Annotated in this window: 13 protein-coding genes and 2 pseudogenes; 11 read left to right on the top strand and 4 right to left on the bottom strand. The window is 60.3% G+C overall.

The genetic code is table 11. The features are described from left to right. Positions 1-96 precede the first annotated feature (96 nt). Positions 97-996: an alpha/beta fold hydrolase gene (locus tag B0G76_RS15655; RefSeq protein WP_120293423.1), complete on the bottom strand. Its 900-nt coding sequence runs from the start codon at positions 994-996 to the stop codon at positions 97-99. Between the two features lie 25 nt (positions 997-1,021). Further along, positions 1,022-1,930, bottom strand: coding sequence for an alpha/beta fold hydrolase (locus tag B0G76_RS15650; RefSeq protein WP_120293422.1), 909 nt, complete (start codon positions 1,928-1,930; stop codon positions 1,022-1,024). 86 nt (positions 1,931-2,016) lie between these two features. Here B0G76_RS15650 and B0G76_RS15645 point away from each other — a divergent pair, with 86 nt between their 5' ends. Next, on the top strand, positions 2,017-2,403 hold the full coding sequence (locus B0G76_RS15645) for a MerR family transcriptional regulator (protein ID WP_120293421.1): 387 nt from the start codon (positions 2,017-2,019) through the stop codon (positions 2,401-2,403). 26 nt (positions 2,404-2,429) lie between these two features. Here B0G76_RS15645 and B0G76_RS15640 read toward each other — a convergent pair whose 3' ends face one another. Both B0G76_RS15640 and B0G76_RS15635 read right to left on the bottom strand, forming a co-directional pair. Next, positions 2,430-3,830 (bottom strand): MFS transporter, encoded by a 1,401-nt coding sequence (locus B0G76_RS15640; protein ID WP_120293420.1) that lies wholly within the window; start codon positions 3,828-3,830, stop codon positions 2,430-2,432. Positions 3,831-3,962: 132 nt separating this feature from the next. After that, positions 3,963-4,645: pseudogene (locus B0G76_RS15635) on the bottom strand (SDR family NAD(P)-dependent oxidoreductase). 211 nt (positions 4,646-4,856) lie between these two features. Here B0G76_RS15635 and B0G76_RS15630 point away from each other — a divergent pair. From B0G76_RS15630 to B0G76_RS15585, 10 genes and pseudogenes are all read left to right on the top strand, one after another. Further along, positions 4,857-5,444, top strand: coding sequence for a nuclear transport factor 2 family protein (locus B0G76_RS15630; RefSeq protein WP_259460593.1), 588 nt, complete (start codon positions 4,857-4,859; stop codon positions 5,442-5,444). Then, positions 5,444-6,529 (top strand): maleylacetate reductase, encoded by a 1,086-nt coding sequence (locus B0G76_RS15625; protein ID WP_120296405.1) that lies wholly within the window; start codon positions 5,444-5,446, stop codon positions 6,527-6,529. Before B0G76_RS15630 ends, B0G76_RS15625 begins: the two co-directional genes overlap by 1 nt. A gap of 10 nt (positions 6,530-6,539) precedes the next feature. After that, positions 6,540-7,406, top strand: a complete 867-nt coding sequence (locus B0G76_RS15620; protein WP_120293418.1) for an intradiol ring-cleavage dioxygenase — start codon at positions 6,540-6,542, stop codon at positions 7,404-7,406. A 44-nt stretch (positions 7,407-7,450) separates the two neighbouring features. Beyond that, entirely contained in the window at positions 7,451-8,260 is an 810-nt protein-coding gene (locus B0G76_RS15615) for a sugar phosphate isomerase/epimerase (RefSeq protein ID WP_120293417.1), read from the top strand. A 36-nt stretch (positions 8,261-8,296) separates the two neighbouring features. After that, positions 8,297-9,088 carry an IclR family transcriptional regulator gene (locus B0G76_RS15610; RefSeq protein ID WP_120293416.1) on the top strand — a complete coding sequence of 264 codons (792 nt, stop codon included), beginning with the start codon at positions 8,297-8,299 and terminating at the stop codon, positions 9,086-9,088. A gap of 93 nt (positions 9,089-9,181) precedes the next feature. After that, positions 9,182-10,180, top strand: coding sequence for an aldo/keto reductase (locus B0G76_RS15605; protein ID WP_120293415.1), 999 nt, complete (start codon positions 9,182-9,184; stop codon positions 10,178-10,180). Between the two features lie 415 nt (positions 10,181-10,595). Next, the gene (locus B0G76_RS15600; protein ID WP_147394052.1) at positions 10,596-10,856 is read left to right on the top strand and encodes a hypothetical protein; all 261 of its coding nucleotides are present in this window, start codon (positions 10,596-10,598) and stop codon (positions 10,854-10,856) included. Positions 10,857-11,324: 468 nt separating this feature from the next. Continuing rightward, on the top strand, positions 11,325-12,458 hold the full coding sequence (locus B0G76_RS15595; RefSeq protein WP_120293390.1) for an ISAs1 family transposase: 1,134 nt from the start codon (positions 11,325-11,327) through the stop codon (positions 12,456-12,458). A 498-nt stretch (positions 12,459-12,956) separates the two neighbouring features. Next, positions 12,957-13,778 (top strand): alpha/beta fold hydrolase, encoded by an 822-nt coding sequence (locus B0G76_RS15590; protein WP_120293413.1) that lies wholly within the window; start codon positions 12,957-12,959, stop codon positions 13,776-13,778. A 257-nt stretch (positions 13,779-14,035) separates the two neighbouring features. Beyond that, positions 14,036-15,042 (top strand): annotated as a pseudogene (locus tag B0G76_RS15585) (IS630 family transposase); the annotation flags it as partial. Between the last annotated feature and the right edge of the window lie 211 nt (positions 15,043-15,253).

Below are 15,253 nucleotides of genomic sequence, written 5' to 3'. Positions count from 1 at the left end.
GCGATATCGATGGATCACGTTATCGTGATTGATCTACTTTCGGGATCTTGCTGCCCATCGATCTCCGAATCGTCAATGTCTTCACGGTAGCCAACGCTAAACCTGTCCGACCAAAAAATTCTCAAGGGACGTCAACACCTCATTCGGCGCATCCTCGGGCAGCAGATGGCCGCCGGGCAATCCCTTGCCCGTCACGTTCGCTGCCCATCGGGACCACGCGTCGAGGGGCAGAGTGCTTCTCGCCTTCTGTTCGCTCTCGCTCCACAGTACCAGGACCGGACAGGCAAGCCTTCGGCCTGCAGCCAAATCGCTCGCATCGTGCTCCAGGTCCTCGGAAGCAGCGGCGCGATAGTCTTCGCACATGGCGTGGCGCACGTGCGGATTCCTGAACGCGCTTCGATAAACGTCGAGGGCCAAAGGATCGATCCGCTCCAGACCGCCCGCCATCTTCGCCAGTGCAGTGTCGAGATAAACATCCGGATCAGCCGCAAGCATCCGCTCCGGGAGATCGCCCGGCTGTGCCAGGAAGAACCAGTGCCAGGCGTTCAGCGCGAACGTCTTGTCGATAGTTGCGAATGCATCGAGCGTCGGTATCACGGTCAACGAGGCATACGCGGCGACGCGTCGAGGATGGTCGAGCGCAAGCCGGTATCCTGCCCGAGCGCCCCGATCATGCCCGACCACTGCGAAGCGCGCGTGCCCGAGCCGGCCCATCAGCGCGACCAGCGCGCTGGCTACGCGACGTTTGGTCCATCGCGGCTGATCGTTGCGGGTGCGGCTGTCGCCGTACCCTGGCAAATCCGGCACGATGACGGTGTGCGACTTCGCGAGCGTCGGCGCAATCAATCGCCACGCGACGTGAGTTTGCGGGTACCCGTGCAAAAGCAAAACCGGCGATCCGCTCCCGCCGATCCTGCCGCAAAACGAGACATCGTCTGCTTCGACGTCAAGCCTCGCGAAGCCCGGAAAGAAGTCCTTCCCGACTTCATGCTCCATGGTTATCTCCTCGTAAAACGTGACTTCATTGCTGCGACGCCGACCTGACGAACTCGGCCAGATCGCGATTGAAACGCTCGGCTTCCTCGATGAACGGCGCATGCCCCGAGTCCGCATAGACCTTGCTGACGATGTGCGGATTCAGCGCGGTCGCGCGGGCCAGCGTCGCGTGAGTGTCGACCAGCGCGTCATGACCGCCGTAGATAAAAAGCAGCGGCACACGCGCCTTGCCGAGCCCCTCCGCGGCAAAAACCGTCATCGTCGGCACTTCCTTCTGCATGTCCCACGATGCCATGGCGGCGTTCGCGAGCAGCCGGTCGAACGTGTCGGCGTCAGGCCGATGGTTGAAACAAAGGCCGACGAAGGTGCGCTGACCGTCCAGATGCGTCTTCAGATCGGGCGAATTCATTTCCCGATAAATGTCGGGCTGATCGACGATCTGACCCGGAGCGAGCTCGACCACGCCATCGACATACACGGCGCCCGCGATCGCGTGGTCGCCATACCTGGCGAGGTAGTTTGATATCACCACGCCGCCGAGCGACCAGCCGACTACGACGGGCTTGCGAGCGTGTGAACCCTGGATTACCGCTGCGAGGTCGTCCCCCCAACGGATCCCGTCGTGATATGCCTGCGGGCCGGATGGCTTGTCCGACAGACCGTGGCCGCGCAGATCGTATGTAATGATCCGGTATTGGCGTAATTCTGGACTGCGGACCTGCTCCTCCCAGTTCAGGCGGCTGCCAAGCAGACCGTGCACCAGAATAATTGGCGGGCCGTTCGGGTTACCGCTTTCCTCAACCGCCAGCCTTACGCCATCCGTCGATGCAATTGTATAGCTGGTCGGTGCTGCGATGGCGTCGGGTGCGGACGCGAACGAGGTCGCCGCCGAAAGCGTGGAAACCAGAAAGTGAGGGAACGTTCGTAAGCTCATTGCCCTTCCTTGGAGAGTGTCAGTGCGCCGAGTCTCAACCCTCACACTGATGTAAGAGTCAAGCGAATTGTGTTAGCCTGCTTTTCATGAAAGACAAGCCTCCACAGGAACTGCTGACGATCGGACAACTCTCGCAACTCACCGGCGCGAGCGTGCGATCGATCCGGCACTACGACGAACACGGTCTGCTCACCTCGGTACGTGCGAGCAATGGCTATCGCATGTTCCCCGGGAAGGCAGTCACGCAGGTCAAGCAGATTCAGCGCATGATCTCGACCGGTTTCACCATCGACGATATTCGCGGCTTTCCGGACTGCATGCTTCTGATCGAAGGCGCACGCTCGTGCGACCAGATCACCGACGTCCAGCGGATACGGCTCGAAGCCATCGATCGTCAGATCGCGGACCTCGAAAAGCGTCGCGCGCGGCTCATCAAGACCTTGGTCGAAGGTGCGGTACCGCCCGTCGACTGACGCGGACGGCGCTAACAGAAATCGCGTTAAACGGGAACGTTGGACGCAGTTTTCTTCCTGCGAATGTCCGTGCGCAGGCTGTCGTATTCCTCCTGACTGACCGGTGCTGCATCTCGCTGGCCGAGCGCGTTGACGGGCAGCCGGTAGGTTTCGCGCGCTGTCCATGCGCCTAGCGCGCCGATGCCGCAGACGACCAGCGTGATCGTCCCCACGATCAACGGGATGTGCTGTGTGCCGGGCGGCACGGCGGCCGCGATGAACGCCGGCAGGATCGCGGTAATGGCCGTGCCGATGTTCTGGCCGATCGCCATGGCGGTAACCCGGATACGCGTCGGGAACAGCTCAGGCATGAAGCTCGGATAGACCGCGTTGAAGCACTGATACACCACGCCCCACATCACGATCGCGATGACGATCGCCAGCATGGCATTGTGCAGACTGATCGCATAGAGATACGCGTAAGACAGCAGACCCGAGGCAAGCGCGCCGAATATGATGAGCGGCCGGCGTCCCCATCGATCGGACAGACTGCCTGCGAAGGGAATGAAGAACATCGCGGTCAGATTGGCGAGCAGCGGAATCCAGAGAAAGAATCCTTTCGAAAGACCGATGCCGTAAGCGGGCTGTACCGCATAGGCCGCGCCGAAGATAGAGGTCACCGCGAGGATGATCGCAATCAACGCGATTGCGGCGATGCGGACGATATCACGCCAGCCATCGCGCAATGCTTCCTTGACGGGGGACGCGGGAATCTGTCGCTGTTGCGCTTCATCGACGAAAGCCGGTGTCTCAGACACTTTCCGCCGAATCACATAACCGGCTACGAGCACGAGCACACTCAGCAGGAACGGTACTCGCCAACCCCACGCCAGGAACTGCTTCTCGGGGAGATAGTAGGCGAGCGGCATGAAGATGGCCGCCGCGAACACCTGGCCGGCGGTCACGCCCTGCATCGCGTAACTCGCAAAGTAGCCGCGACGGCCGAGCGGCGCATGCTCCAGCACGAGGGAACTGGAACCGGAGATCTCCCCGGCGACCGCGAAGCCCTGGATGAGCCGCAGGATCACGAGCAGGATCGGCGCTGCGAAGCCAACTTGCGCAAATGTCGGCAGAAGACCCACAGCGAGCGTCGACAACCCCATCATGAACATGCAGGTGAGAAGCAGGTTCCTGCGGCCATGCGTATCGCCACGACGGCCGAGCACAAATGCGCCGACTGGTCGTGCGAGATAGCCGACGCCATACGTCGCGAGCGACGCGGCGATCGCAACGCGACTGTCTTGGGAAGGAAAGAAAAGTTGCGGAAAAACCAGCGCGGCGGCTTGCGCATAAATGAAGTAGTCGTAGTACTCCAGCGCCGAGCCTATCCACGCGCTCGCGGTGGCGGTTCGTGCCTGATTACTGCTCTGCTGATGCGTTGCTGTCATTTCGTCTCCTGCGTGTGTCTTGTCGGCGGTCGGGAACAGGGCTCGCGTACCGTCGTGCGCTCAATACGTCGCGCGGCCGCCTGACAGGTCGAAGGTGAAGCCGGTCGTGAAGCTGCATTCGTCGCTTGCGATTCATGCCACCATGGCGGCGATTTCCGGAACGGTCAAAAACCGCCCCATCGGAATGCGTGCTTTACTGGCCTCGATGTGCTCCTCCGTCATCTCCCGGAAAAGATCCGTTTCGGTGATCGCAGGCGCGATGCCATTGACCGTGACGCCCGTTCCGGCCAACTCGCGCGCGATCGATTTCGTCAGACCGATGACACCCGCCTTCGCTGCGGCATAAGCGCAAATGTTCGGATGTCCTTCCTTGCCGACGATCGACGCCACGTTGACGATGCGTCCCGCGCCACGTCCGCGCATGTGTGGCACGCGAGGCGACAGGTGTGGAAGACGCTGTTCAGATCGACGGCGAGAACGCGGTTCCATGCGTCGACCGGATAGTCCTGGATCGGCACGACCGGTCCGTTGATGCCGGCGTTGTTCACGAGTATGTCGACATGACCGAACGACTTGAGCGTGACAGCGAACGCGGCCTCAACGGAACGCGCGTCGGCAAGATCGACGGCCTGAACAAGCGCCGCGAACGAGTCGCCGCCTGTTTCGAGCGATGAACAATCGATATCCCAACAGGCGATCCGGCAGCCTTCGTCCGCAAGACGCTCTGCGATACCGCTCCCGATGCCACGCGCGGCGCCCGTCACGATGGCCGTGCGTGATTCAAATCTTCGTTGTGTTATCGATTGGTTTTCCATGTCCGTTTGTTCCTATATATAACGTAGTTCCTATCCTAGAAACGATATTCCGGCTCGTCAACGGCAATCCCACCATTCATTCACATAGGGGAACAAACCAGGGAATGTCCCGGTTCGCGATAAAAACCGCTTGACCGCGCAGCGTCATGAGTACCAATATAGAAACGGATTCCTATACGGGAACACAGAGGAGCGATAGATGGAACAGGCGATGATTGATCGATTGACGATCCGCGAGACGATCGAAAACTGGGCGGTATGGCGAGATGCGGGAGACTGGGAGCGTTTCGCGACGCCTTGGCATCCGGACGGCCGCATGATGGCGACGTGGTTTCAGGGAAGCGGCCGCGAGTTCATCGAAGTGACGAAGGCCGGTTGGGCCAACGGCGTGAGCATCCTGCATTTTCTGGGCGGCTCGTCGATCGAAGTGAGCGGCTCGCGTGCCGTCGCGCAGACCAAGATGACCATTTCGCAGCGTGGAGAAGTCGAAGACACGTTATGCGACGTCGTGTGCACCGGCCGCTTCTACGACTTCTTCGAGAAGGTCGACGACCGATGGCTGCTGTTGCTTCGACAGCCCATCTACGAAAAGGATCGTCTGGATCCGGTCAAGCCGGACGCACGTCCCGTTCTCGATGCGGCGCTGCTGGCCGAGTTCCCCGTTGGCTACCGGCATCTCGCATATATGCAGACCCGAATCGGCTACAAGGTCAAACGCGACATGCCGACACTGACGGGCCCGGAGGTAGAAGCGCTCTATGCGCGCGGCCGCAAATATCTGCAAAACGGAGCGCTATGATGGAGGACGTCTCGCCGATGCGCTTCGATTACCAGGCGCTGCCGGCGCGCGTGCTGTTCGGCGCGGGCAGGCGTCGGGAAACGCCTGAAGTCGCCCGGCAACTGGGCTGCACGCATCCGTTGATCGTCTCCACACCGGAGCAGAAGGATTTGGCCGATGCCATCGCGTCGTTGTTCACCGGTTCGCCGGCGCATATCTTTTCCGAGGCCGCGATGCACACGCCGTGGAACGTGACATCGCGTGCACTCGCGGTCACGCAGGAGACCGGCGCGGACTCCCTGATTGCTGTCGGCGGTGGTTCGGCGATAGGCCTCGCCAAAGCGCTTGCACTGCGCACCGGCCTGCCGCAAATCGCGCTGCCCACCACGTACGCCGGCTCTGAAGTCACACCAATCATCGGCGAAACGCAGGACGGCGAGAAACGTACGCGTCGTACGCTCGACGTGCTGCCGGAGGCCGTGATCTACGATGTGGAACTCACCCTGACGCTGCCCGCGCGCTTGTCGGCGACCAGCGGTCTGAACGCGATGGCTCACGCGGTGGAAGCGCTCTATTCCGTCGACGCCAATCCGGTCACGTCGATCATGGCTGAACAGGGTATCGCGGCCCTCGCCGCTGCGCTGCCCGAGATTCTCGCCAATCCTGCCAGTCGTGATGCGCGCAGCCGCGCCCAATACGGTGCGTGGTTGTGCGGAACGTGCCTCGGCTCCGTCGGCATGGCGCTGCATCACAAAGTCTGTCATGTGCTGGGCGGCACCTTTGATCTGCCGCATGCCGACACTCATGCGATCATGCTTGCGCACGTCGTTGCCTACCAGGCTGGCGCGGCGCCGCATGCAATGCGCCGCATCGCACACGCGCTTGAAGCCGATGACGCATGGTCTGGGCTGCACGCGCTCGCTGCAAGGCTGCACGTTCCCCAGTCTCTTGCGGAGATTGGCATGCCGCACGATGGTATCGGGCGCGCGGCCGATCTGGTGCTGCAACAGACCTATGCGAATCCGCGCACGCCGGGCTATGACTCGATCAGGGCAATGCTCGAAAGGGCATGGCGCGGCGCGGCACCACAACCCGATTGCCTGTGAGGAACACGCGATGCGCAATTTCGACGAAGACAACATCACTGCAGCGGTCATCGAGCGCCTTGCGGGAAGCAAGAGCGAACGCGTGCACCAGATCAGCGACGCGCTGGTTCGTCACCTGCATGCGTTCGTGAAGGAGATCGAGCCTACCGAAGACGAATGGGCTGCCGCGATTCGCTTTCTCACCCAGACGGGGCAGATGTGCACCGACACCCGGCAGGAGTTCATTCTGCTCTCCGACACGCTCGGTGTATCGATGCTGGTGGACGCGATCAATCATCGCTATCCGGGCGACGCGACGCAAACTACCGTGCTCGGTCCGTTCTATGTAGAAGAAGCGGCTATTCTGCCGCTAGGCGCTTCGATCGCCGATGGCGAGCCGGGCGACCCTCTGCTGGTGGAGGGCACCTTACGCGATCTGAACGGGAAACCGATCGCGGGCGCACTGATCGAGACGTGGCACGCGGACAGCCATGGCTTCTATGATGTGCAGAAGGCGGCGGGCAAGGAGAACCTGCACATGCGCGCGCGCTTCCTGACCGATCCAGAAGGCGCATTCTGGTATCGCTCGATCGTACCCGCGGCCTATCCGATTCCGAACGACGGCCCGGTTGGCCGCATGCTCGATGCGCAGGGGCGGCATCCCTACCGCCCCGCTCACGTGCACTTCCGCGTCAGTGCACCCGGCTTCCAGACACTCGTTACGCACGTGTTCGTGAGCGGCGACATCTTCCTGGACTCGGACGTCGTGTTCGGCGTGAAGGACGCACTGATCGAACCACTGGTACCGCTCGCACCGGGCCTGAGTCCGGCCGGTCATCTCGTCGATGTTCCGAGTGCCCTGCTTGCCTATGATTTCGTGCTGCCGCTGCAGAACTGACCGCTGTGCGCCACGAGCCATTTTTATGTTACGGACGTGTTCCCATGCATGAACTGTCGTTGCATCATCTGACCATTCTGGGCGCGCGTCCGCTGCAACTCGTCGATGCGGCCGCCGCTGCGGGATTTGAGTTTTGCGGCTTGCGGCTGGTCGCGCCCACCGGTGCCGATGCGATCGAGGATGTCGCGAACCATCCCGCACTCATCCGCGAGTTAGGCGCGCGACTCCACGCAACCGGCGTCAGGCTGCTGGACATCGAGGCCATCTGGCTGAGTCCGCAGACGGATGTCGTGTCACTACTGCCTGCACTCGAAGCGGGTCGTATGCTCGGTGCGCGGCACGTGCTCTGCGTCGGCAACGACAACGAACGCGGTCGCCTGCGGGACAACTTCGGCCGCCTGTGCGAAGCGGCCGACGGCTTTGACCTTTCGGTCGGGCTCGAAGCGATCACATACTGCGCGGTGGGTACGCCCGCCGACGCGCTCGAGGTCGTGCGAGACAGCGGACAGGCGAACGCGCGGATACTCATCGACGCTTTGCAATTCTTCCGTTCGGGCGCGACGTGCGAGCAGATCGGTGCAATCGACCCGGCGCTGATCGAATACATCCAGATTTGCGATGCACCGAGCGTCGCACCGCAGTCCCTCGAAGCACGGCGACAAGAAGCGAGGACGGCCCGGCTGCTGCCCGGCGATGGTGAATTGCCGCTGCGCGAACTGCTGTCGAAACTGCGGTCCGATCTTCCACTCGCCGTCGAGGCGCCGACGCTCGCGCTGCGTGGCCTGTCGTTCGACGAACAGGCGAGACGCATCCACGCGCGCATGCGAACGTTCCTCGCTGATCCAGTATCCTGATGCTAGTATGTTTCCGTACGTAAACAGGAGCCGGATATGCTGTTGGAAGACGAATCGAATGCAGTGGTCAAATCGGCGGATCGCGTGCTCGACGTGATCGAGTTGCTCGCGAGATGGGGACGCGAGATGTCCCATACGGAAATCGCGGAAGCGCTGGATATACCGAAGAGTTCGCTGACCAAGCTGCTCAAGAATCTTACGGCTCGTGGTTTTGTCGAATTCGTCCCTGTCACCAAGGGTTATCGCCTCGGCGAAGCGCTAATCCGGCTTTCGCAGCAATCCACGCATAGCCGCTCGCTCGTCAGCTGCGCGCAGCCGGTGCTGGCAGAGATCACACAGCAGACGCTGGAGTCTTGCGCGCTCAATCAGATCAAAGGCGATCAGGTGGCAGTCGTTGCGACAGTGACCAGCCCGCAACGATTGGTATCGCATCTGCGACTCGGCGATCTTGCACCGCTGTATGCAGTGTCGGGTGGAAAGGTGATTCTCGCGTTTCTTCCGGATCAGATGCGTAGCGAGTACATCAAGACCGTGAAGATGCAAGCCATCACGCCGAAGACGATCACATCAAAGAAGGCGCTGCTTGCACAGATTGAAACCATCCGACAGACCGGGGTCGCCTATTCGATGGATGAATATACGCCGGGCATCGTCGGCGTCGGCGTGCCAGTGTTGTCATCGTCGGGCTTTCCGCTCGGCTCGCTGAACGTCGCGATTCCGTCGGTGCGTTTTTCGGAACGTGTCGGCGCGCGGGCCGTCGCCGTTCTCCAGGCCTCCGCGGAGCGCGTGCGCCGCGATTACATCGCCGCAAACGAACATACCAGGTAAGCGTACTGACACATTTTCGGCGGCCCTCGTCTTTGTGGTCGCCACTAAATTGATTGTGATTCTCTGAACTGTTGATCAAGGATATCGAATTTGATGAACGCGCGAATTTCAAAGCCGAATGGAATCGTTCAGTTTCCTCGGGTAGGAGTCGGAGCCGGCAGCCTCGCAAACGCGGCGGGCGAGCAGGCGTTCTTCAACATGATTCATGCCGCATGGGCGAGTGGCGTTCGATATTTTGATACCTCGGCAGCTTATCTTGGCGGTAAAAGCGAGCAACGGCTTGGCGCGGCGCTGGCAGCGTATCCGCGAGACGAGTTGTATGTATCGACCAAGCTCGGCAGGTACTTGAGTCAGCCTGGCGCAAGCTCCTTGCCAGGCGGTAGCGACTTTTACCTGGACTACACGTACGATACGACGCTCCGATCGGTCGAGCGCAGCCTGTCGCGACTCAATGTCGATCGTCTCGATATAGTTTTTATTCACGATCTCGATCCCGGTTTTGCCCGGACGGCGTATCGCGAAGAACTCAAAACGGCCGTCGAAGGTGCGTTTCCCGCGTTACAGCGCCTAAAGGATGAAAAAGTGGTCGGCGCGATAGGCGTCGCCAGTATGGACTGGCAGGCCTGCCTGGACTTCGCCGAACTGGCCGACGTAGATGTCGTCATGCCGGCGGGAGAGTACTCGTTGCTTCGCACGCGCAGCACCGCATTGCTGGATCACTGCGTCGAGAAAGGCATTGCCTGGATCGCGGCGTCGCCATTCAACTCGGGCATTCTCGCGACCGGTTCGCGTCCCGACGCCTTCTACAACATGCGGCCCGCGACGCGGCTAGCCCTGTTGCAGACGGAAGGACTCGAACGCATTTGCCGGCGCCATCACGTGTCGCTGGCTACCGCTGCCCTGCTTTTTCCTCTGCGACATTCTGCGGTCAGCACGATCGTTTTCGGGGCAAAGACCGCCGATGAATTCAAGCAGTCCTTCGCCCGTCTCTCTGAAAATCTTTCGGATCAGTTTTGGCAGGAGATGGACGCATTCCTGATCGAGACGAAGGATTGGGAAGGACGATTAAGCGGAGGTTGCGAGGGAGCTTAATCGCTTCCATTCGAGAAGGACACCGGTCAAGACGCTGTTTGCCGCAGCCCCGTCGACGGCGGCGCTCGCCAACCTGAGGCGGTGACTTTACGGCCTCTTCGGTCTCATGTTCGAGGCTCCGTAGCGGGCCTCTTCGCAGTCGCTACTTTCTCATTTCGGCTCCCCCCGACTGAACAACACGCGCTGGAATGTCTCCTTGCAGATGACATTCCGACGTTAGGACGAGTCCCCCTGCGGCAAGGTGAACGGCTGGAAATGGCCGGGTGCGGAAATTCAGCAGCAGCCGGCGATCGCCCGTTGTCACGCACGCTTACAAATTTCGAGTGAAAGTCGGTCAGCGTGAAGCATGTGCGGAACGTTGTCCCTTAGGTGGATTGCCATCGTCTGGAAATCCTTTATCTGGAGATTCACGTTTATGAAAGTCAAAACACTCCCCGTGCTCTTGTGCGCCGCTCTTGTCGCCAATGTCGCGTTTGCCGATGAACTTCACAATAAGGCGATGACTGCAACTCACGATTTGCAGAACGCCATTAATGAAATGCATGTTATCCAAGCCGAGCACGGCGGTCAGTTTGGTGGCCACATGGCTCGTGCTGAACAACTGGCTCGGCAAGCTGATCAGGAACGGAATGCCGCCTTGGAATACTATCGGGCCAGCCATCCCGGCTGGCAGTAAGCTACCGCTCAATAGCTAGTTTCCGCACTTAAGCAGGCGGCTACGCCGCCAAATGACAACGGCCGGGTCCTAAGCTTATAGGCGCTGCTCGACCGGTCACCGCCCCCATAGTGCCGTTCGGGCGCGTTGGCCAATCGGTAGCGTCCGATGTGCTTGGTCGAACCCGGAAGTCCGGCCGCCGCAGACGATCGCCGGTCGCACCGTCCTGTCGAACTTCCGTGGCCGACCCACAACGGCCTCTAAGCTTTTCCGGAAGCGGTCATTCGTTAACGCAAAATCGATTTTTCGAAAAGGTAAGATAACGCGCATCTCGTTAGATGCCTGCCCGCGACCGAGACAGAGGTTCTCACACCGGGTTACCAGGGCAATCGCATGAAAAATTGTTTACCCACAATGGGTTACGAATGGGGGTTGTAAGCTGCTGCGAAGAAGCGTTAGCTCCTGGTTTTGCCAGGAGCCGGGAGTGGTGTGGACGACGAATACGAGCCGTTGAGTTTGCAAGACGCGTTTGGGGACCTGAAGGACCCGCGTGTACGCACCCCGGAGCATGATCTGACGGAAATGCTGGTGGTTGCACTGGCGGCGATCCTGTCGGGCGCCGACGGCTGGGTGGGGATCGCTTTGTGGGGGCAAGGACAACTGGAGTGGCTGCGCCGGTACTTGCCGCTGCGCAACGGGATTGCCTCGCACGACACGTTCGGACGCGTATTCGCAGCGCTTGATGCGCGGCAGTTCGAGGCCTGCTTTGTGCGGTGGGTAAGCGGTATCTGTCCTGCCGTCGCGGGCCTGGTGGTGGCCATTGACGGCAAGACAGTACGGCGCTCGCACGGCATGGGGCGTAGCGCGATCCATCTGGTATCGGCCTATTGCGGCGCGTTAGGGGCGACCTTGGCTCAGGTCAGGACTGCCGCCCAAAGCAACGAGATCACCGCGATCCCGGTGTTGCTGGATGCCTTGCTGCTCAAGGGTGCGATCGTGACGATCGACGCGATGGGTTGCCAGCGGGAGATCGCGGCGAAGATTGTGGCTGGAGGTGCCGACTATGTGCTTGCGGTCAAAGGCAATCAGCCTGCCTTGCATGAAGCAATCGTGCAGCTGTTCGATGCACAGCGCACACAGCCTCTGCGCAGCGTGCGCTTCGTTGAGCACTGTCAGACAGGCAGGAAAGTGCACGGAAGAATCGAGACGCGCCGGTGCGTTGCGACCGACATGATTGACTGGCTGGATGAGGACGGTAAATGGGCCGGCCTGCGTTCGGTGGGGGTGGTTGAGGCCACCCGCGAGATCGACGGCCGCGTTTCGCTGGAGCGGCGGTACTACATCAACAGCCTGCCCGCTGACCCGAAACGGATCAACGAGACGGTGCGCGCTCACTGGGCCATCGAAAACAGCATGCATTGGGTGCTCGATGTCGCGTTCGGCGAGGATCAATGCCGCGCCCGGGTGGACAATGCAGCACAACACTTCGCGATCCTGCGCCGCATCGTGTCGAATCTACTGCGCGCTGACAAAGCCACCAAGGTCGGCATAAAGAACACGCGGCTCAAGGCCGGATTCGATGAACACTATCGGGCTCGAGTGCTTGGAATGCAGGTCTCCTGATGCGATTGCCCTGACCGGGTTACGCCGAAGCATTGACACTAGATGTGTACAACACCAAGTCTAGGGAGCGCGCATAGGATGCCTCCCAACAATTTATTCGAGAGAAGTACAACACGACGCGGCTACATTCTTCATAGGGCTACATGCCGCCCAACGAATTTGAGCAACGTCACCTCGCCTGGCAGTTGGGCGTCATGAGCGGGCTTCCACCAGGGGCGGCTTGTGCGCCGATATTCACCCGAACTGGCCTCTCAGGACATTTCAGCTCTTTTATGGACTTTATGTGCGGTGCCTTCTTTACACTGCACTAAACCTCGTCGGGCTGTTTTTCAGCGCGACGCAGGCCTCTATGGGACCGACCGCGGGCGCCCTCGCCAACGCGCTATTCGATGCGACCGGCAAGCGACTGCACGACGTCCCATTGGGCGGTGACAAGCTGCGCCGTCCTATCGACGCTTGAACATTCGACCCAACGTCTTCCACTGACAGGAGTATGCAATGCCCCACTTCACGACAACCGACGGCACCCATTTGTACTACAAAGATTGGGGCACCGGTCAGCCCGTGGTCCTCGTTAGCGGCTGGCTGGTGAGCGGCGACATGTGGGAATACCAGGCGCAATTCCTCGCCGCCAACGGTTTTCGCGTTATCACCTACGACCGGCGGGGATTCGGCCGCTCCAGCCAGCCATGGTCGGGCTATGACTACGACACGATGACGAACGATCTGAGCGAACTGATCGAAAGTCTCGATCTGAACGACATGGTGCTGGCCGGGTATTCGATGGGTGGCGGTGAGGTGGCGCGATATATTGGCACACGTGGATCGAGACGCGTCGCCAAAGTCGTTCTGCTCAGTTCGATCACCCCCTTGCTGATTCGCCGGGAAGACAATCCCGACGGCGTCCCTCCCGAAGTGTTCGATGGCCTACGTGCCGGCGTCATGAACGATCGCGCCGACTTTCTCGTCCGGTTCGGACGCGTCTTCACGGGCGCTGAACAACAGGAATCGGTTGTTTCAAAAGCCATGCTTGACTGGACGTTCGGCATGGCGATTCAAGCAAGCATCAAGGCCACGTATGATTGCATTGCTACTTTTTCGGAAACAGACCTCCGCGCAGACCTGAGGAAGTTCGACGTTCCGACGCTGCTCATTCAGGGCGGCGCCGACCCGGTCGTGCCGATTAATCTGTCGGGCGATGTGTCCGCGGCCCTGATTCCGGGCGCGAAGTACACGGTGTACGAAGGCGGTTATCACGCGCTTTATTACACCCACAAAGACCGGCTCAATCAGGACATTCTCGAGTTTGCGAAGTTCTGACCGGTAGCGGACCTGCGCCGTTCACCCGATCTTGCCACGCGGTCCGACTTAAAGATCGATGTCCATGATTTCGCGAGCTTCCATCGCGCTTGTTTCCAACACTCGCAAAGATGATCTTGGCTGCATGGCGAGCGAGGCTCGAAAGAATGCTCATACCAGAAGCGCCGACCTAGTGTCGTGACTTCCGTGAACTGTCGGTAAATATGGGGCCGGGGAAAGACGTTGTAACCACGAGCACGCTGCGCGAAAATCGGGGAATGGAAAAATACATCGTTACCCTGACGGCGAAAGAAAGAGAGCAACTCGAAGCGATTGTGAGCAAAGGTTCGCACCAGTCCCAGAAGGTAATCAACGCTCTCATTCTGTTGAATTGCGACACCTCTTCAGGGCGCTGCCGTCGCTCCGGGCAAGAGGTCGCAGCGGTGTTGCACGTGAGCGCGCGCAAGATCGACCGGGTGAAGAAACGTTTCGTGGAGGAAGGCTACGAAGCCGCGCTTGTCAGGCCGCCGGGCCAAAGGGTCTACGACAGCAAGATTGACGGCGAGCTTGAGGCCCGCCTGATTGCGCTGAGCTGCGGCGAGCCTCCCGAGGGCCAGGCGAACTGGTCGCTGCGGCGATTGGCGCAGCGTGCCGTAGAGCTGGAGTACGTGGATAGTCTCTCGCACGAAACGGTGCGGCGTGCGCTCAAAAAAACGAACTCAAGCCGTGGCGCAAGATAGGCTGGATTATCCCGCCCAAAGCGAACGCGGAGTTCGTGGCGGCCATGGAAAACGTGCTCGATGTGTACCACCGGCCCTACGACGCGACGCGCCCCGTGGTGTGCATGGACGAGACGCCGCGGCAGTTGATTCGCCAGACCCGCGAACCGATCAAAGCGGCACCAGGGCGTCCTGCGCGGGAGGACTATGAGTACGAGCGCTGTGGCGTGTGCAATGTCTTCATGGCATCGGAACCCCTTGCCGGACTGCGTCTGACGAAAGCCACCGACTCCCGGACCAGGGTGCAATGGTCCCGCTTCGTACAGGACATTGCCCAGGCCTACCCGGATGCGCAACGAATCACCCTCGTGATGGACAACCTGAACACCCACACGGCCGCCGCGCCCTACGAAACCTTCCCGCCATCGCAGGCCAAAGCGCTGTGGGACCGGTTTGAATTTGTCTACACGCCCAAACATGGCAGTTGGCTGAACATGGCCGAGATCGAACTCAATGTGATGATCAAGCAGTGCCTCGACCGGCGCATCGACAACATCGACACGGTGGCTAACTTTGCGCGGTACCCTTCGTGTTCCATTGGAACATCTCCTTCCTGTAGGTTCGGGAAGGCCTCATTTTTCCGGCCTCCGGGACGTGGATGCCGGTCAGAACGACGTCGTAGGCCTCAAATCACTATAGAGCAATACCGGCGGCACAATGGGCAGCTGAATACGCGTAGCGGAAGCCGCAAGTAAGCACAGTCTGAGCGGACCCCCG

This window comes from Paraburkholderia sp. BL23I1N1 (assembly GCF_003610295.1).
Lineage (GTDB): Bacteria > Pseudomonadota > Gammaproteobacteria > Burkholderiales > Burkholderiaceae > Paraburkholderia.
The sequence above is the reverse complement of the archived record's forward strand: the minus strand, read 5'-3'. Positions and strand labels throughout refer to the sequence as shown.